The 18,304-nt window shown below is 58.7% G+C and carries 19 protein-coding genes and 1 tRNA gene; 4 read left to right on the top strand and 16 right to left on the bottom strand.

Annotated elements, in window-relative coordinates:
• Together AC0CW1_RS13940 and AC0CW1_RS13935 are read right to left on the bottom strand one after the other, a co-directional pair.
• A complete protein-coding gene (locus tag AC0CW1_RS13940) occupies nt 1-1,149 on the bottom strand; it encodes an HlyD family secretion protein (RefSeq protein WP_488183611.1) in 1,149 nt (382 codons plus the stop codon).
• Between the two features lie 52 nt (nt 1,150-1,201).
• A complete protein-coding gene (locus AC0CW1_RS13935; protein ID WP_488183610.1) occupies nt 1,202-1,888 on the bottom strand; it encodes a TetR/AcrR family transcriptional regulator in 687 nt (228 codons plus the stop codon).
• A 294-nt stretch (nt 1,889-2,182) separates the two neighbouring features.
• On the opposite strand from AC0CW1_RS13935, the gene AC0CW1_RS13930 reads away from it, so the two are divergent.
• Nucleotides 2,183-2,518, top strand: coding sequence for a nucleotide pyrophosphohydrolase (locus AC0CW1_RS13930; protein ID WP_488183609.1), 336 nt, complete (start codon nt 2,183-2,185; stop codon nt 2,516-2,518).
• A gap of 73 nt (nt 2,519-2,591) precedes the next feature.
• On the opposite strand, the gene AC0CW1_RS13925 is transcribed toward AC0CW1_RS13930, so the two are convergent.
• Nucleotides 2,592-3,683 (bottom strand): HD domain-containing protein, encoded by a 1,092-nt coding sequence (locus AC0CW1_RS13925; protein ID WP_488183608.1) that lies wholly within the window; start codon nt 3,681-3,683, stop codon nt 2,592-2,594.
• Between the two features lie 232 nt (nt 3,684-3,915).
• Between AC0CW1_RS13925 and AC0CW1_RS13920 the strand changes: the two genes are divergently transcribed.
• Nucleotides 3,916-3,991, top strand: a tRNA-Thr gene (locus AC0CW1_RS13920).
• A 197-nt stretch (nt 3,992-4,188) separates the two neighbouring features.
• Nucleotides 4,189-6,009 carry an outer membrane protein assembly factor BamB family protein gene (locus AC0CW1_RS13915; RefSeq protein WP_488183607.1) on the top strand — a complete coding sequence of 607 codons (1,821 nt, stop codon included), beginning with the start codon at nt 4,189-4,191 and terminating at the stop codon, nt 6,007-6,009.
• 94 nt (nt 6,010-6,103) lie between these two features.
• On the opposite strand, the gene AC0CW1_RS13910 is transcribed toward AC0CW1_RS13915, so the two are convergent.
• Nucleotides 6,104-6,289 (bottom strand): hypothetical protein, encoded by a 186-nt coding sequence (locus AC0CW1_RS13910; protein WP_488183606.1) that lies wholly within the window; start codon nt 6,287-6,289, stop codon nt 6,104-6,106.
• Nucleotides 6,290-6,795: 506 nt separating this feature from the next.
• Nucleotides 6,796-7,215, bottom strand: a complete 420-nt coding sequence (locus AC0CW1_RS13905; RefSeq protein ID WP_488183605.1) for a phage holin, LLH family — start codon at nt 7,213-7,215, stop codon at nt 6,796-6,798.
• A 387-nt stretch (nt 7,216-7,602) separates the two neighbouring features.
• On the opposite strand from AC0CW1_RS13905, the gene AC0CW1_RS13900 reads away from it, so the two are divergent.
• Nucleotides 7,603-8,361: a YdcF family protein gene (locus tag AC0CW1_RS13900; RefSeq protein ID WP_488183604.1), complete on the top strand. Its 759-nt coding sequence runs from the start codon at nt 7,603-7,605 to the stop codon at nt 8,359-8,361.
• Nucleotides 8,362-8,517: 156 nt separating this feature from the next.
• Here the strand turns inward: AC0CW1_RS13900 and AC0CW1_RS13895 are convergent, their stop codons facing one another.
• The 11 genes from AC0CW1_RS13895 to cybH all read right to left on the bottom strand — a co-directional run bounded on the left by AC0CW1_RS13895 (nt 8,518) and on the right by cybH (nt 18,293).
• Entirely contained in the window at nt 8,518-9,018 is a 501-nt protein-coding gene (locus AC0CW1_RS13895) for a nitroreductase family protein (protein WP_488183603.1), read from the bottom strand.
• A gap of 216 nt (nt 9,019-9,234) precedes the next feature.
• Complete coding sequence (locus tag AC0CW1_RS13890; protein WP_488183602.1) at nt 9,235-9,822, bottom strand: DJ-1/PfpI family protein; 588 nt, start codon at nt 9,820-9,822, stop codon at nt 9,235-9,237.
• Between the two features lie 254 nt (nt 9,823-10,076).
• Entirely contained in the window at nt 10,077-10,352 is a 276-nt protein-coding gene (locus AC0CW1_RS13885) for a hypothetical protein (protein ID WP_488183601.1), read from the bottom strand.
• 32 nt (nt 10,353-10,384) lie between these two features.
• Nucleotides 10,385-11,554, bottom strand: a complete 1,170-nt coding sequence (gene hypE, locus AC0CW1_RS13880) for a hydrogenase expression/formation protein HypE (protein ID WP_488184163.1) — start codon at nt 11,552-11,554, stop codon at nt 10,385-10,387.
• Nucleotides 11,535-12,653, bottom strand: coding sequence for a hydrogenase formation protein HypD (gene hypD, locus AC0CW1_RS13875; protein WP_488183600.1), 1,119 nt, complete (start codon nt 12,651-12,653; stop codon nt 11,535-11,537). The genes hypE and hypD overlap by 20 nt, the downstream gene beginning before the upstream one ends.
• A gap of 111 nt (nt 12,654-12,764) precedes the next feature.
• Nucleotides 12,765-13,001, bottom strand: coding sequence for a HypC/HybG/HupF family hydrogenase formation chaperone (locus AC0CW1_RS13870; protein ID WP_488183599.1), 237 nt, complete (start codon nt 12,999-13,001; stop codon nt 12,765-12,767).
• A gap of 3 nt (nt 13,002-13,004) precedes the next feature.
• Nucleotides 13,005-15,755: a carbamoyltransferase HypF gene (hypF, locus tag AC0CW1_RS13865; protein WP_488183598.1), complete on the bottom strand. Its 2,751-nt coding sequence runs from the start codon at nt 15,753-15,755 to the stop codon at nt 13,005-13,007.
• The gene (hypB, locus tag AC0CW1_RS13860; RefSeq protein WP_488184162.1) at nt 15,707-16,366 is read right to left on the bottom strand and encodes a hydrogenase nickel incorporation protein HypB; all 660 of its coding nucleotides are present in this window, start codon (nt 16,364-16,366) and stop codon (nt 15,707-15,709) included. Before hypB ends, hypF begins: the two co-directional genes overlap by 49 nt.
• 13 nt (nt 16,367-16,379) lie before the next feature.
• A complete protein-coding gene (locus AC0CW1_RS13855) occupies nt 16,380-16,718 on the bottom strand; it encodes a hydrogenase maturation nickel metallochaperone HypA/HybF (RefSeq protein WP_488184161.1) in 339 nt (112 codons plus the stop codon).
• Nucleotides 16,719-16,835: 117 nt separating this feature from the next.
• Complete coding sequence (locus AC0CW1_RS13850; RefSeq protein ID WP_488183597.1) at nt 16,836-17,339, bottom strand: HyaD/HybD family hydrogenase maturation endopeptidase; 504 nt, start codon at nt 17,337-17,339, stop codon at nt 16,836-16,838.
• A 252-nt stretch (nt 17,340-17,591) separates the two neighbouring features.
• Complete coding sequence (gene cybH, locus AC0CW1_RS13845) at nt 17,592-18,293, bottom strand: Ni/Fe-hydrogenase, b-type cytochrome subunit (RefSeq protein ID WP_488183596.1); 702 nt, start codon at nt 18,291-18,293, stop codon at nt 17,592-17,594.
• Between the last annotated feature and the right edge of the window lie 11 nt (nt 18,294-18,304).

The raw sequence follows: 18,304 nt of genomic DNA, 5'->3' as shown, positions 1-18,304 counted from the left end.
TTAGTTCGTCTTTTGGAAGACCACGTCGGCGGGCATGCCCGGCTTCAGGCGGTCCAAGCCCTCGGTCAGCTTCGTCTTGACGCCGAAGACAAGGCTTGTCCGCTCTTCCTTCGTTTGCACGTTTTTGGGCGTGAACTCGGCCTTGTCGTTGATCTGGGCGACAGCGGCGGCGAAGGACTGGCCGGGATAGGCGTCGACGCTGACACCGCCGGCAGTTCCAACCGAGAGGCCGCCCAACTGGGCCTCGGGCACATAGACCTTCACCCAGAGATCGCTTTCATCAAGGACGGTGACGATGCGGCTGGCTGTGTTGACCACCTGGCCTGTTTCCACATGCTTATAGAGGACGCGTCCCCGGACAGGGCTTTTGACGATCGCCTTGTCGGCGTTCAGCCTGGCCAGCCGCACTTTTTCCTTCAGACCGTCGACAACCGCCTTCTGGGCCTCGATGGTCGGCGCCGTGTAACCGGCCAGGGTGAGATCGAGGCCGGCCTGGGCGCCGTTGCGCTGCGCCTCCGCCGATTGAGCCTGGGACTGGGCGGCCTCCATCTGAGCCTTGGTGGCCTCCAACTGGGCGCGGGCCGTCTTCGCCCGCGTCTTCTGGTTGTCTAATTCCCGGGCACTCAAAGCACCGGCGTCGTAAAGCGCCTGGTTTTCATTCAGGATCTGCTCCTCACGGCGCAGGTTTTCTTCATCGCGGGCGAGGTTGGCCTTATGCTGGTCGATGAGGTTGCGGTTCTGCTCGACTGTCGCCTGGAACTGGTCGACAGCGGCGCGCTGACGACGGATCTCCTCGGCGCGGCTTCCATTGACCAGATCGAGGAGCTTCGCCTCAGCCTGGCGGAGGTCGCTTTCGGCGGCGGCGAGACTGATCTGGGCCGATTGATCGTCCAGGAGGGCGATCACCTGTCCCGCTTCGACGATCTGTCCCTCGGTGACGCGCAGTTCGATGATGCGGCCTCCGATCTCCGGCTGGACGGGAACCAGGGTCCCTTCGATCGTCCCAGAATAGACCTCCCTAGCCGGCCCAAAAAACCGTCCGAAAACAACTGCATCCCCCTTCGCCGTTGCGGTGACGCTAAAGGCCAGCAGGCCGACAGCAACAGCGGCGGCAGAGACGCCGGCGATGATCTTCGCCTTTGCCTTCATGGCTGTATCCCCCTTCTCCTTCCTCTTATCCCACGCTCATATCCGGACCGCCTTACACCCCTGTTTCATTGTCGCTAGCTGGTTGCGAGGCGCCATGCAAAAAGAGGTCGATCATCGCTTCCAGTTCCTTGCGCCGGTCCTCCCCCGCGGACCGCTCGGGCATCAAAGAGGGGCTGAGCGTATAGGTAAACAGCATGCCTGCCCAGGAACGAGCCAGCGTCCAAGACCTCAGATCCTTGCGGATCTCCCCCTTCTGTTGCCGCTGTTCGATGAAGCGCAACAGGACGTCCTGGGTCTTGTAGCCCACTTCCCGAAAGAAGATTTCCCGCAGTTCGGGATGATACTGCGATTCCGTCAGGATCAGGCGGATCAGCTTTTCGTTGCTGAGGATGAACTGCTGCCGCTCCTCGCTGATCAGCAACAGCACCTCCCGCAACGGCAGCTTTTCGTTGTTCAATAGCAACTGCCGGACGGAGTTGACGCTGCTGGGAGCCATGGTGTTGCGGATCAGCGGGACAAGCAGGGCCAGGAGGATTTCTTTTTTCGTCCTAAAGTGCCGGAAGATAGTCCCTTCGGAGATACCTGCCTCCCGGGCGATCTCGCTCGTCGTGGCCGCGCTGAAGCCCTTTTCCGTGAAAACCTTGAGAGCGGCTTCCGCGATATTCCATTGCTTGTCTGTCAGCCGAGGCGGGATTTGATAGTCGTCCGATCCCCCGGGCTTCCTTGTCTGATCGTCCATGCTGTCGCCTCCAAGTTCCGAGTATTCACTTATTTTAAGCAAGTGCCTTCATGAAATAAGTGAGTGTTTACTTACATTGTTTCACTGAAGTCTTTTCACGTCAAGAGGGTTTCGCTCATTTTCCTTAACTACGTCAGATAGGGCTGCTCCCGAGCTCCGGTTCGGCTTGGGAGCTTGACTCCGGTCTCCAGTACGCTGCTCCGGTTTCCAGACACCTACCTCGGCATCGTAATGCTGGACAAGTCTCTTTCCGGCGGCTATCTTTAAGCTATCATGAAAAAGAGGTGACGCCCTGTGGACTCGCCAAGCTTGCGCGACGTGCAAGACCGTGTTGACGCCTACATCTCCCAGTTTGAGGAGGGCTATTTCGACCCGCCGACCCTCGTGGTTCGCCTCTGTGAGGAACTGGGGGAACTGGCCCGGGAGGTCTCCCACCGTTTTGGCCCCAAAAAGAAAAAGCCCGGCGAAGCCGACGGCGATATGGAGTTGGAGATCGGCGACCTGCTCTTCATCCTCGTCTGCCTCTCCAATTCACAGGGCTATGACATGGGCGACCTCTTCCGCCGCACCATGGAGAAGTACGAGACCCGCGACAAAGACCGCTGGACTCGGAAGACCCCGCTGCCATGATCCTTCTGCTTTGATGAGGATCTACCCGATCAGCCGACTGCTTTTTGCCGGATGACCTTACCGCTTTACTCTTCTACGACCCCTTGGACAGTATTTGTTTTGAACCCGTGAAGAGATCGACAGAGCGCACGTTGTTGTATTCAGGGTGGATCGACGTTTCCCGGATGATGATCGAACTGGCATCGACAGTGAAGCAGACCTGATTGCCCCGGCGGGTCAGTCCGGCCGAGATGCCATCGACGAGTTTGAGCAAACGCAGCATGGGCAGCAAGCGAAAGGGGAAGCCGGCGGGGAGTTCCTCCTCCCGGTGGTGGTGGTAGCGAATCAACGCCACCACATCGGGCGGCTGGTTGTAGTAGTGCTGGGCGAATTCGGCGCTCCGCTCGGCATGGCGGATGCTGTCCTCGAAAAATGCTTTGGGCGAGACGATATCGCCCACCTGCGCCTTCGGCTGAACCTTGCCCAGGTCATGAAAGAGGATCGCCTGGACCAGGGTGTCCTTTTCGATGCCGATCAATTCGGTAATCCCCTGCTTGTGCAGATCGGCCAGCACCTTGAGGGCGTTGATCACGTGGCGGTAAGAGCCGTCTTCGATGACGGCGGTGATCATGATCTTCCCTGTCGACGGATTGTAGACGTCCACATACTCGGGCGTCGTCTTCAGCTTGTGGGTCACCTTATAATTTGGCAGTGTCAGCGAAAAAGCCTCTTCGAGTTCCTGGTTGGCCCGGATCAGGTCTTCCTTCAGCCGGTTCCGGGAGGTGATATCCTGAATCGTCGCCATGATCCCCTGAGCGATGCCGCCTTTGATAACCGGCACAAAGTTGACGCTGAGGATCAAACCGGACAGGGTGTGCCGCTCCACGTCGAACTGGGGCTCGCCGGTTCGCAATACCGTCATCCAAGGGCTGGTCCGCAGGTATTCGTCAGCGCTGCGTGAGAAAACGGGACCGACCGCCTCCTCGATTCGCCGGTTCACCGTGCTGTCAACACTCTCCAGCTTAAGAATCCCGATGGCGGCCTCATTGATGACAAGGATCACCCGTTGCCGGTTGATCAGGATCAACCCTTCCCGCATGGAACCCATGATGACGTCAAACAAATCATCGAGGCCCAAACCTTCTTCTGAAGGATCGGCGCCTGGGAACAGGCGATCGATTCCCATGAGGCCCCTCCTTCTCACGGCAAAGTCAAGTAGCGAGGTATTCGCTAAGGGGTGTTGGATTCCTCTTTTATTTTTCCATATTGATCATATAATTCCATAGAATGATGCTTATGCCTTCCGGGCTGTCCCTTTCCCGGCACCCTGTCCGGCAAGAGGCCATGGAAGAAACTTCCCCGTTGACTTTACTCCCGATTTTGTGCTAAACTATTTCCTGCTTGGGTAACAAGCGACTGCCGGTGTAGCTCAGTTGGTAGAGCAATTGATTCGTAATCAATAGGTCGCCGGTTCGAGTCCGGCCATCGGCTCCATATGAATTCAATTGTTCCGGGGATGCCCGGGACCTTTCTATTGTTTTCGATGATAGCCCTCGCCTGCTTCGGCGAGGGTTTTTTGTTTTCCCTGCGTTGTCGAAGGATCTCGCTTATCTTTCTCGAAAAGAACAAAGAACATCTTGTACGACTTGCTTCTCATTTTATCTGGGAGATGAGAACTGGAGGTGAACTCGTTGCGTCACCGGATTGCCCTCGTCGCAGGCGCGGCGCTGGCCGCCCTGATGTGGATCAACACCGCCTGGGCCGCAACGGTGCATTGGCCCGACGGCTCCATTTTCGAGGGGGAAGTCAAGGGAGGGAAAATAGAGGGTCCCGGGACGCTGCGCTGGTCGAACGGGACCCTCTATAAGGGCAATTTCTCCAAATCGCTGCCAGACGGCTACGGGGGGCTGCTCTGGCCCAACGGCGTCTTCTATGAAGGCACTTTCAAACAGGGCGTCATTGACGGGGTTGGGAAAATCGTAGAAAGCAAGGAGAACTTCTATTTCGGCGAGTTTAAGGCCAACCAGTTTGAAGGCCTCGGTGTCCGTTTTAAAAACGGAATGGTCGAAGCGGGACTATGGGAAAAAGGTTTGCCGGACCAATCTCTTAACCGGATCGAACCGAGTATAATCCCCCATCCTTCAGAAACCGGTCATGGGATGCTGCGGCTAGGTTCCCGTCTGCTCATCCCGGTAGAACCCTTTCTAACCCAACAGGGGTGGACGGCCAAGACAGCAGACTTCCACTTCCCTGTCACCTTCGAAAAAGCGAAGAGCACTGTCCAAATGCAAGCCCATAACCCTGTCGTCCGACTGAACGGAATCCCCAAACTGCTCAATGCCGCTCCCATCCTGTATCAGGGCGCATGCTACGCTGACATCGACACACTCCTCTCTTGGACAGGCCAGATCGGGTTGGGCAGCGTCTACTACAGCGCGCTAGCAGATGACGCTCCTCCATCAACGGCGCCGCTGCACAGTCCTTCCCGCCAAATGCTCCTGTACGGCCCGAAAAAGCTGCAACCATCTGTCCTCCTTTCCGTCGGCAGTCGCTTTGGCGCACCCACCGTCGGCAAAGACGGGACGATTTATGCAGGGACAGAGGCGGGGACAGTTTACGCAGTCGCTAATGATGGAAAAATACGCTGGCAGTATGAGGCCGGCGGGGCCATCATGGCTGCTCCGGCCCTCTCCCAAGGCTACATTATCGTCGGCACTTCTACGCAAATCATCGCTCTTGACGAAAATGGCCAGTGTAAATGGACGCTCCCATTCAAAATGACGAAGGGGGGCTTGACGGCTGCGCCGGATGGAACCTTGTGGGCATCCTGCGACGAAGGCTACCTATCGCGGATTTTTGTCGCTTCTGGAAAGATTATGACCTCCGTCAAGATAAATAATCTACCTCAATTCTCTCCCCTTGTAGCCGCCGATGGGACCCTCTTTTTCAATGGTTATGAAAAGAGCCTGTACGCGTATAAACTGAAAGGTGACGAAGGGTGGTCCTTTAAATCGGGGGGAATGATATACAGCGCTCCCGGGCTCGGTTTAGAAGACATATATGTTACCGCCTTGGATCCGACAGAATCCGTTCCAAGCGCCCGTAAACTACATATTTTTGCTTTTGATGTTCTAACTGGTAAGCAGAAATGGAAAACACTGATTCTGGGTGGAAGCCATCCTTCGGGAATCGCTGTTGGTTGGGGCGGGATTTACGTGGCTACCGACTCCGAATTGCTTTCCCTGTCTACGAATGGAAAAATTCAATGGCGCACAAATTTATATAGCTATACCGGCAATAGGTTCATCGCCGGCACACCGCTAATCGGTCTTGATGGAGGAGTGTATGTAAACGTGGCTGTTTCCGGCGGCAATTCGACGGTTTTCTACGTCGACTCCAAGGGAAAGGTCCTTGCTTCCTGCCAGGTGAAAGGACCGGTTTCCGGATCGATGACCCTTGACCAAGAAGGAAACCTCATTGCTGGCGCAGCGGATCTGCTCCGAATCCGCTAATAATAACGACTGTTACAAAGGCTGCTCCCTTCGAGCAGCCTTTCTTTTTTATGGAATTTCACTAATCAAACATCTCCGGCAGGTTTCGATTTGTCTATCGCCCTGTCGTCCCCTTGGTCATGGTCCGCACATGGCTTTTGACTTCCTGCAGGTTGGCCGAGGGAACATAGTTGATATCCGGCGCGGCCACATTGTTCAGATCTTCGGCGATGATGGCCGGATCATCCATGATCGTCCCCGAATCTTCACCGAGATTGGGGAGCACGACATTTTTCTCCATGGGATCACCTCCGGGTCTAGTATGACCGGACCTCGGAAAATCATCACAACCCCCTTTCCCGGATCAAATAAAAACGCCGCTCACCAGGTTTCGGGAGCGGCGCTTTTATTCACCCTCAAGTCCTAAAATTCCTCGCTGTCATCCCACTGGGCCTGAGGATTGCTGACTGTCTTCAGGAACAAGATCCAGAGGCAGAGCAACAGGTTAATCAGCCAAATGGATTCCATTTCGGTCCCTCTTTTCCTTACTCGCGATGCATCCAAACGCCGAAAAAAAGGACTGTTTGCCCCGCCTTGGGAACGCGATTCTCCGGCTGGATTCAGTTTTCAATTTGTACAATAGCAGAAGTGTATAACCTTTGCAAGCATTCTGTATAGTATTCGTATAATTAAAAATTACGCAAAAAAAGGCGCGGATCGTCGCGCTGCAATGCAAGCGCTGTTCCGCGTCGGTATTCGATCACTTTCCCACGTTTCTCACAGGCATTATCGTCAGAAAACCATTTCCTAGGCCTCCTGGGGCGTGGGCTCCTCAGGCGCCGGAGCCTCCGGCTGCCCTTCGGCGATTTGCTTCAGCTCGCTCAAGGAGACGACGAGCCCTGCCTTTTTCGCTTCTTCGTAAGCAAATTCAATGGTCGCCTCCAACTCGTCGGCGGAAACCTGAATGCCCTTGTTTGCCAGGGCATTGCTCACCAGCAAAAGCGCCTTGGCAAACTGTTCCTTGCCCGACAGATCGCCATAACGGGACCGGGCGAAGACGACAGCCGACTGGGCCAACTTCGTCACGGTCTGCCGTTCCTGCTCCGTCGTCGATGATTTCAAAAACTCGACGAGCGCGGGACCATAGGACCGGATGGCAAAGGTGACCAAGACGACAACCCCGAAGACGAAGACGAAGAGCCCCATCATCAACAGATTAACATCCACCACGCCTCAACTCCTTTTCCTTTACTTGCCATGTGGTTCGCCGTAAAAGGGGGTTCATTATCATTAATAGAAAAAATGCCGAAAATGGTGACGGGATGGTAAAAAAACAAGACCTGCGGCATGGGCCTCAGGTCTCACAGGATCTATATTCTATTTCCATTTGTTGCTATGCGCAAGTTCTATTGCTGTTTCGGTCCGGTTTTATCAGGCGAAGCAGCAATCGCCAAAGGGCCTGCATCAGGAAATAGATCGGAGAAATTAGTAATATTTTGCTTCCCAAGGCTTCCTTTATTCTGGCCATCTCTGTTTATTGAGAAAAACGGCTGTACTATAATAAAGTGGCGACCTTTGCCGCGTTGCAAAGAAGTGAGTAAAGGGGTAACCGACATGGATACGCTCTTTTTGATCAAATTTATTTACAGCTTTATGCTTCCTCCCGGCCTGTTCATTCCCATCTTCCTGCTCGCGGCGCTGCACTTCCGGCGAAGCCAACGACATAGACCTGCCACATTCTCCGCAGTGATGGCGCTTTTGCTCTATCTATTCTCCGCGCCTGTTGTCGGCGACGCCATGATCCGCTCGCTGGAGAGCCGTTACACGCCGCCCGATGCGCCGTATGGAGATGTCATCGTCATGCTGGGCGGCGGGGCAACCTTGGACACGCCTGACCTGGACGGATTGGGCCAGATGACCGGCAGCAGCGCCAACCGGCTTTTGACGGCAGCCCGCCTGCACCGGCTCACCGGGGCGCCCGTTATCATCTCGGCGGGACAGGTATATGAAAACAGCGGCAATGAATCTCGCATCGCCCTTCGCCAGTTGGCCGGTCTCGGTGTTCCCGAGTCGAAGATCTTTGTCGAAGAGGCCAGCCGGAACACGGAGGAAAACGCTCGCTATACGAAAGAGATTCTGGAGGAACGAGGATTTCAAAAGCCCATCCTGGTGACTTCGGCTTTTCATATGGAGCGCTCTGTCCGTCACTTTTCCAAGGCCGGCCTCGCTGTCCTACCCTTTCCCACCGATTACCGGGCCAACCGGCTCGCCACGTTCAATCTCAACGACTGGACCCCCTCCGCCGGCGCCATGGGTAAAGCCAGCCTGGCGATGAAGGAATACCTCGGCCTGCTCCCGCTGTTGTTCCAATAGCTCACAAAAGAAAAAGCCTTCGACTGCGTGATGCGCCGAAGGCGGTGTTTCCCGATGAGGAATCGTTGTTAGGCAAAGAGCGAGTAGCCCGTCGTTCACCGGGTAAGCGGAGATCTCCGGGTTACCGGCGATCTTCGCCTAAGTGACGAAACCATGTTACCAGCGGTCATAATGGATGCGAGAGGGTTCAAAACGGTCGGCCGGCCCCGGCTTTTCGGCGGGATACCCGACAGGAATCAAGGCCAGGGGGATGACATGATCCGGGATCGCCAGGAGCTTGCGAAAATGCTCGACCCGTTCGACTTCCGGGTACACGCCCACCCAGACCGCGCCGAGACCGAGCGATTCGACGGCGATCAACAGGTTCTCCACCGCCGCTGAACAGTCCTGCACCCAGAATCCCTTGTACTTCTCCAGCGTCTCGTCGCCGCAGACAAGGATCGCCACAGGCGCCTGCTTGACCATGCCGGCGTAAGGATGAAAGGCAGGGATCTGATCGAGCAGGGCGCGATCACGGATGACGACGAAGTGCCAGGGTTGTTGGTTGCCTGCCGACGGCGCGCTCATGGCCGCCGCCAACAGTTCTTTCACCGTCTCTTCCGAGACGGGCTGGTCGGTGTATTTGCGCACGCTCCTCCGGGAAAGAATGGCTTGCATGAGAAATCTCCCCTCTTTTTTCGAGATTGGAAGGAGGACCCATCGATGCGTCATTACCGCAAAGAACTCTGGTTTGAGACAAAACAGCGCCGCCGGGGGATCCTTTTTCGTCTACAGTCGCATTTGCGGCGCAGTCACCCTTTGCTTACAGCAGTTTTCCTCTAGGCGAAGATATTGGCTGCCGGCGGTCGGCGACAGTGGATGGTCAGTGAAGAATCAGATGCGGATCTCCGCGCCCAGCAGGCTGACGAAGGCGCGCAGAAATTCGGGATGGGCAGGCCAGGCCGGCGCGGTGACGATATGGCCGCTCGTGCAGGCGTTGCTGGCCGTGGCGTTGACCTCCGCCCAGGTTCCTCCGGCGCAGACGATATCCGGCATACAGGCGGGATAGGCGGTGAAGGTTCCTCCGGACAGCACCCCGGCGGCGACCAGGACCTGCGGGCCATGACAGATGGCGCCGATCGGTTTTTTGGCGGCGTCGAAATTTCGGACGATTTGGATCACCCGGGGGTTCAAGCGGATGTATTCGGGCGCCCGTCCGCCCGGAATGACCAGGCCGACATAATCATCCTCCTGGACGGCGTCGAAGTCAGCCGTCAGGATGAACTGGTGGCCCGGTTTTTCCGAATAGGTCTGATCGCCTTCAAAGTCATGAACGGCCGTCTTGACCTTCTCGCCAGCCTGCTTGCCGGGGCAGACGGCGTCGACCTGATACCCGAGCATCACCAGGGCTTGAAAGGGAACCATCACTTCATAGTCTTCCACAAAGTCGCCCACAAGCATGAGGATTTTTTTCGTCTCCACAGGGTCTCCTCCTTTGTGCTGTTCCTTAGTTCTGACTTGGGGTTGTTCCTTCGCATTCCAACCTGTGATCGCCTGGTCTCTTGATTGGATACTTTGGAACTTATTTCACGATCTCTTTTCGACGAAGCAAACCAATCTCCCTCCCCACATGCAATTGCATAGACAAGAATTTTCAAACTTTTTATCGCCCTGTTTTCCTTTTAAAAAAGCAAAAACCCGGTCCAAAGGCCGGGTCTCTCTATGAATGCCCCTCTTTATCCGTTGAAAACCGTGGCCGTCGGTGACGGCCGCTGGGCCTCCGCCTCCTGTTGCCGGCTTGCCGCCAGTTCCATCGCCCGGGCAGCAGCGTTTTCCGCTTCTTTCAAGGCGACGGCCATCTGTTCGAGCAGCTCGGCCAGTTCCGTCTCCTGCCGGTTCTCTTTCAGGTAGACCGATACATCCCGGGCGTCGTGAAAGAGCCGGTGGGTGCGGCCCTTCATCTGCCGGATAAGCAACTGCAATTCATTGGAAAAGGTTCCCGGCGTGCACATAGGACCAACCTCCTTTGATGATTCCTAGGGGATCAGCAGATCCGGGGCAGCGGGTCGCCGGCCAGCATATCGAGGATGCGGTGGCCACCTAAAGGGGTTCGCAGGAAGACGCGTCCCTGCGCCAGCCCAACTCCTGTTCCTGGCCTAAAGCCATGAGCCGCTCCAGGCGCCCTTCCCGGCCCCGCATCTCGGTCAGACTCATGTCTCAACTCTGGCGCTGAAACGGTTTCCGCCTCCACGCGGCCGATGGCGGCAGCATGCTGTCCAAGAGGATGCTCCCGCAAAGCCGCCAGGACTGCCTCGGCCGCTTCGGGAGCGGCGACGATGAGCACCTTCCCCTCGTTTGCCAGGTAAAGGGGATCGAGACCGAGCAGTTCGGCGGCCCCTTGCACCTCTTCGCGGATGGGGAGCGCCGCCTCGTCGAGGATGATGTCCCGTCCTGTCGACTGGGCCACCTCATTCAACGTCGTGGCTACGCCGCCCCGGGTCGGGTCGCGCATGAACCGGACCGCCTCGGGAAAGCGCTCCAACAGCATCTCCGTCAATCCGTTCAACGCTGCGCAGTCGCTTACCACCGGTGTGTCGAACTCGATGCCTGCCCGCTTGGAAAGAATGGCCAGCCCGTGGTCGCCTACCGTCCCGTTGACGAGGACCACATCGCTGGGCGCGATACGGTGGTAGCCCAGATCCCTCCCGTTGGGAACTGCGCCGACGCCGGCTGTGTTGATGTAAATCCCGTCGCCGCAGCCCCGCTCCACCACCTTCGTGTCACCGGCGACGACAGCCACACCAGCCTCCCGGGCCGTCCGGGCCAACGAGGCGATGACCTGCTCCAGGTCAGCAAGGGGAAAGCCCTCTTCCAGGATAAAGGCGGCCGTCAGATAGAGGGGACGCGCCCCAGACACAGCTAGGTCGTTGACCGTTCCGGCGACAGCCAGTTTGCCGATGTCGCCGCCGGAAAAGAAGAGCGGGTTGACGACGAAGGTGTCGGTGGTCATCGCCAACCGTCCCTCCGGCAGGTGAAGCAGAGCGGCATCAGTCAACTCCCGCAAGGCCGGGTGGTCGAAGTGGCGCAGGAAGACCTCTTTCACCAGGCGGTGGGTCAAGGCGCCGCCATCGCCATGGGCCAACAGGATGCGTTCATCCGGCACAGCCGTCCCTCCTTTGCATAATGGCGATGATTCATCGGGTGAAACGCTCATACCGGTAATAGGTGGCGCAGGTCCCTTCATGAGAAACCATGCAAGGGCCTACAGGCCGAGCCGGTTCGCAACCTCGGGCAAAAAGGGGACATTCAAAGGGCGTCTTTTTGCCTTTCAATATCTCCCCGCAAAGACAACCTTTGGTGGAATCAGCAGGCACCGTCGTCAGCGGAAAGCGGACTTCGGCGTCCCAGGGGGCCAACTCGGGCTTCAGTTTCAAAGCACTCGCCGGAACAGCGCCCAGTCCGCGCCAGCGACCTTCGCGCAGGTCAAAACAGCGGGCCATGGCGCCAAGGGCCGACGGGTTGCCTTCTTCTTGGACCGCCCGGCCATAGGCGTTGACGACAGCGTAGCGTTCCTCCAGGAGCAGCAAAGCCAGGGCATCGACGGCACTCAGCAGTTCCATCGGTTCGAAGCCGGCAACCACTCCAGGCAGGCCCAATTCCCGGGAGAGAAAGTCCCAGTAGCCCCTGCCGGTGATCAGACTCACATGGCCGGGAAGGAGGATGCCATCGATCTTCAATTCCGGATCGGGCAACAGGGCCGCCATGGCCGGCGGGGTGAGCTTGTGGAGCGAGTAGAGAAAAAAGTTCTCGATGCCCTCGCGGACCGCCTGTTCAATAGTGACGGCCGCTGTCGGCGCTGTCGTCTCAAAGCCGACGCCGATAAAGATGACAGCCTTAGTGGGATTTTCCCGGGCTAGCGCCAGGGCGTCCAGTGAGGAGTAGACGACCCGCACATCAGCCCCGCGCGCCTTTTCCTCCTGCAAGGTCGTCCGGCTGCCGGGCACCTTGATCATGTCGCCAAAGGTGGCGATGATGGTTCCCGGCGCTCCGGCGAGGGCGATGATCCGGTCGATATCGCTGTAATCGCTGACACAGACAGGACAGCCGGGTCCGCTCATCAGGTTCACATGGGGCTTCAGCAATTCCCGCACACCGGACCGCGAGATGGCCGCCGTATGGGTGCCGCAGAACTCCATCACATTGGCTCGCCGCCCCAACCGGTGGGTCAGCCGGTCCAATCGTTCGCGCACCCGCTCCGCCATCTGCCGTCCCAGCTCGGGATCGCGAAACCGCTTCAGGATCTCCTTATGCAAAAGAAGTCGCCTCCCGGTCGTACTTACGTCCCTGCGCCCCTCCCCTAGGCCACTGGCGCTCCCTGGTCGCAGAGCGCCCTCTTGGCGGCGGCTCCTGGGCTAATGGCGCCCCTAGGCCCCGCTTTTGGTGGCCGCCAGGATCTCCTCCCAGGCTTTCAGGCTCTCGATGGCAGCTTCTACATCAAGGATCTGGACGGCAAATCCGGCGTGAACGAGCACATAATCGCCCACCTTTGCTTCGGGGACAAGGGCAAGCCCAACGGTTCTTTTGTTGCCAAAAGATTCCACTTCAGCCAAGAAGCCGCCCTCCTGGATGGTGGTAATGCGAGACGGCGCAGCCAGGCACATGGGTCATTCCTCCCTCCACAGACTGATGACGCCCTGTCCCAGGGCCAGGCCGCCGTCGTTGGCCGGAACGTCGCGGGGGATGAGCACGCGAAATCCCCTTCGGGCCAACAGACGACGAGCCAGTGTAAACAGGTAGGGATTCTGAAAAACGCCGCCGCCGAGGGCGACGCGATCGATTCTGGTTTCCTCTCGCACGGTCAAGAGGGTTGCTTCCACTATGCGGACGATGGTGTTGTGAAAGCGGCTGGCGATGATTTCGGCGGGGAGACCTAACTCCCGGTCTGTCAAGAGGGCCGCTAGGAGCGGCGCAAAGTCGATCTGGCCTGGAGTTGCATCGCATCGCTTCGGAAGGCGATCAGGGGCGCCAAACATGGGGCCTCCCCCTTTCGTCAATGCAAAAGGGTACTCCCCGTCTGCCAGAGCAGCCTCTACAAGCCTATCTATCGGATTCCCGTCGTCAGCGAAGGGCTCTTCCCGCTCCGCGACTAACTCCCCAGCGCCCCTTCCCGCTGCCTGAACAGGTCGCTCACCACAGCCGGTCAAGCCCAGCCGAAGGCGAACCCGCTCGCCCAGTTCGATAGCCGCTTGGCCGTCATAGCTGTTTTCCAGGCAAAGGTCGAGCAGCGCAGCCACTGCGTCGAACAACCGGCCAGCGCTGGAGACGATCGGCGTGTTCAGCCGTTTTTCGGCCATGCGGCGAGCGTTGTCGATCATGGCAGCCCGTTCCGAAAAAAGGGCTTTGGCTCGTGACCAGCCGGCGTCGCCGAAGGCTTCTCCCAGGAAGGCGGCGGCTGTCAGCCAGGGCCGGCGGATGGCCGCTTCCCCGCCGGGAAGAGGAACGGGACGCAGCCAGAAGTGGCGGCGATACTGGCGCAGGTCGCCCGACAGGATCTCAAAGCCGCGGATCGCGCCGTCCTCCCCGAAGCCAGTCCCATCGAGAATGACACCGATGGCCGGACCCGTCTCGCCGTTATCCGCCAGCACAGCGGCCAGGTGGGCGTGGTGGTGCTGGACTTCATCGATAGGGAGGCCATTTTTTTCTGGAACTGCGCCTTCTTCCGCCGGTAAGCCTTCTCCCTGCGTTGGGCCTTCTTCCTGCGCTCGGCTGTCCCCAGGCATTGCGTTTTTTCCAGACGATAGACCTTCGCCAGGGGCTAGACCTTTTCTCAGCGCAGGGTCGTCTCCCTGGGCGATCTCCTCGGACAGGGCGGTGATGCGGTAGTGGGGATGCCGATCCCTGACCACCCGCTGAGGAGACAGATCGAGCAGCCGCTGCAGGTTCCGGCAACTCTCCAGGTAGTTGTCACGTCCCTCACGGGTATCCACATCGCCGATATGCTGGCTGAGGTAGGCTGCGCCGCGCCCTAATAGGGCGAAGGCGTTTTTCATTTCCGCCCCGGCGGCCAGGAGAATCCGGTCGGATGCGCCTTCGGGCCAGGGAACAGGGATCCCTCTCGGCACATAACCGCGGGAGCGGCGGTAAAACTGAAGGGTATCGTCGATAAGGCGAACGACGGAGTCATCGGCACGGCTAACGATCTCCCGGTCATGGAAGAGGAAGGCGTCGGCGATGCCGCCCAACTGGCTGAGCGCCGCTTCGTTGTCCCGGACGAGGGGCAGCCCGACGGGATTTCCCGAGGTCATCACCAGCAGATCGACGGAAGCGTCGAAGAGCAGGTAATGCAGCGGCGTGTAGGGCAGCATGGCGCCCAGTGTACGCGTTCCCGGCGCCAGGTTGTTCGGCAGCGAGGCCTCCTCCCGCCGTTCCAGGATGACGATAGGCGCTTCCGCTCCGGAGAGGGCGGCTGCCTCCTTATCGCTGATCCAGCAGAACCGGCGCAAGGTCGCCAGATCCCGGCCCATCACCGCCAGCGCCTTCGCCGGTCGCCGCTTGCGCTCGCGCAGTTCGGCGATGGCGGCGCGGTTCCGGCCGTCGCAGACGAGGTGAAATCCGCCTAACCCTTTGATGGCAATGATCTTCCCCTGCCGGATCGACTCGCGGAAGGTCTCGGCCCAGTCGCCTGGAAGCTCCCTCCCATCGCGCCCGGCGAACCAGACACGGGGTCCGCAGGCGGGGCAAGCTGTCGGCTGGGCGTGGAAGCGACGGTCAAGGGGATCGTCATAGTCGCGCCGACATTCGGGGCACATGGGAAAAGAAGCCATGCTCGTCTGGGCGCGGTCGTAAGGGACCTGGCGGATGATGGTGAAACGGGGACCGCAGTGAGTGCAGTTGGTAAAGGGGTAGCGGTAATGCCGATCAAGAGGATCCTCTAGTTCCCGCCGGCATTCGGGACAGAGGGCCGCGTCAGGAGGAACGCGGGCTTGGGCCGCATCATCAAGCGACGCATCAACGGCTCCGCTCTTCCAGATGGTAAAATCGCCGAATGACTCGACAGCCGCTTCCCTGATTTGTATGCCGGCGATGCGGCTTAAGGGGGGCGCCTCTGTGCCGAGGGCCTGCAAAAATGCTTCTATCGCCCCCGGAGCGCCTTCCAGGTGGATCTCCACGCCCTTTGCCCCGTTCGACACCCAGCCGGCCAGGGCAAGACGGGTCGCCAACCGGTAGACGAAGGGCCGGAAACCGACGCCCTGGACAGTGCCAGTGACGAGGATCGTCCGGGCAATGGGGGAATGCAGCAGATCACTGCCTTGGCTTTGGCTCCTGCCTTGGCTTCGACTATCGCGATGGCCGCCGCTCCCGCCCGTCATCGCCCCCGGCGCTCCTCCACTTGAGCCAGCAGCCACTCGATCCACGGGTTCATACCTTCCCCCGTGCGAGCCGACAGGTCGAAACGAGGCAAGCCGGGATGGATCTGCCCCAAATCGGCGGCCAGTTCATCGAGGTGAAAGTCGGTGAAGGGCAGCAGATCGATCTTGTTGAGGAGCAAGGCGCCAGCCTCGCGGAACATGAGGGGATACTTAGGCACCTTATCGTTGCCTTCCGTCGTGGACAAGACAACGACTTTCATCGCCTCACCCAGATCGAACTCAGCCGGACAGACGAGGTTGCCTACGTTCTCGACGATCAACAGGTCCAGCTTATTCAGGTCAAAGGCGGGCAGCACATCGCGCACCATGGCGGCATCGAGGTGGCAGGCCCCATGGGTGTTGATCTGAACGACCGGGATGCCAAGGCGGGCAATCCGTTCGGCATCCTTCGTCGTCGCCACATCGCCCTCGATGACGGCGACGCGCAGGCGGTCCTTTACCGCAGCCAGCGTCTTTTCCAGCAGCGTCGTCTTACCAGCGCCTGGGGAACTCATCAGGTTGAGCAGAAAAATCCCCTTTTGCTCCATCTGCCGACGAATCTCGCCAGCGATGGTCCGGTTGGCGCCGAGCAGGTCTTGTCCCAGCTTGATCTGCATATCAGTCACCCTCTCAGTCACCCTCAAAGTAGTCGATTTGCAACTCCCGGCCCTGGATGATCTCGACGGTGAATCCGCCGCAACTCGGACAGAGAAAGCCAAAGTTCCCTTCCACGGCAAAGTCGGCGCCGCAGTCGCGGCAGCAGCCCCGCGTCTCCAACTCCTCAATCTCCAGCTCTGCGCCTGGGGCAAAGAGGGGTTGTTCCCGAAGGACGGCAAAGGCGAACTGAAGGGCGTCGGGCAGCGCATGGGTCAGGGCGCCGACGGTGAGTTTCACCTTCTTGATCTGGGCGATGTTGTGCCGGGGCGCTTCCCGGGCGAGCACGCCGACGAGGCTTTCCATGAGCGCCATTTCATGCACGCAGGCTTTCCCTCCTTCCGCCTTCGCCGATTAAACCGATTATTGGATGTAGCCGTTTAATCTGTTTTACCCTTTTGTCCCGATCGTGCCGATGCCACCCGCTTCGCTTTACCCCTTCGGTGTCGCCAAAACGCCCCAGCGTCCCAGAACTTCCAAGACCGCCTCGGTCACAGCAGGCAGAGTGGCCGCCACCGTCGGCGACAGCTCAGTACCCCACTCAAGGCTTTCCGGCTGCACACCGACGAGGGCCATCTCGCTGGGCAGGGTTCCTCGCAGGCTGGCGAGGGCCAGCACCTCCTGAAAGCCCATCTGGTGCTGGGACATCTTCACCCCCAAGTAGCGGGGCAGTTCTTCCCCTTCGAGGCGAATGAGGCTCCCCGGCGCCTGACCGGCGTTCACGGCGTCGATGCAGAGGAAATAACTCGCCTCTTCCAGGTGTTCGAGCAGGATCAGGCCCAGCGTCCCGCCGTCGATCAACTCGATCTCGGGCGAAAAGGCATACCCTGCCTCAATCCGGCGAATCGCATGGACGCCGAGTCCCTCGTCAGTGAAGAGCAGGTTGCCGAGGCCCATGACGATGATCTTTTTTTCCTTGTTTTGCTTATTTTCCATCGGTAACCCTTTCTGTCCAGAAGAACGGCGGGGCAACCTGAACGCCCCCTTAGCGCAGGTCACCCCAACCGTTCCAGATCACGTTATTAAAGCTATTGTAGCATTACAGGACATGGCTTGCCTACGCAAAACCGATCTGCCACGTAGACTCAGACGTGACTCAGACGCAGCCTTCGGCGGCTGCGCAAGCTTTGGCGCAAGCTTAGTTTCAGCCTTCTTGCAGCTTTTCAAAGCATGCTGCGCCAGCCGCTGCTAAGCCTTGCTGTTTTCCTGGCAGTCGAACTTGTAGCCGCTGACCATGGAAGAAAGGGTGCCGTTGCGGGCGAACATGTCGTGGCGGATGGACAGGTAGAGGTGGACGATAACAAAAGCCACGATCCCCCAGGCCATCAGCCGGTGCAGCATGTGCACGGTGAAGCTCTGCCCCAAGAGGGTGAAGACCCAGCCGAAGGCGGTGCCGATCATGCCGTCGGGATGAAGCTCGCCGTACATGGCCATTCCGGTCACCGACATGAAGATGGAGCCGACCATGATGAACCCGAAGTAAGCCAGGTTGGCCACCGGGTTGTGGCCCAGATGTTCATCGTGGTGGTGTTTCAGAAAGAGGTAACTAAGGAGCACATCAAAGAACTCTTGCCAGAACTCCTTCTGCCAGGGCCAGTGGTGGCTGCGGGCGTACTCGTTGCCGACAAAGGCCCAGTAGAGGCGGAAGTGGTAGATGGCGATAAAGACGTAGCCGGCGGCGATGTGCCACATGAAGGACTTGCCCATCCAGAAGACGGTCGTCGCCTCTCCGTTGACGACCGTCGGCTTGAGGGCCGGGTTGCCGATGTAGAGACCCGTCGCCATAAGGATGACGATGCAGAGGGCATTCACCCAGTGGTAGAACCGGACCGGCAGTTCCCAGACATAGACCGTCTGCAGGCAGCGCAGGCCGGTTTTCATATCTTGCATGGCCCTACCTC

Source organism: Heliomicrobium sulfidophilum (genome assembly GCF_057715735.1).
This window is presented reverse-complemented; position numbering and strand designations above follow the sequence as displayed.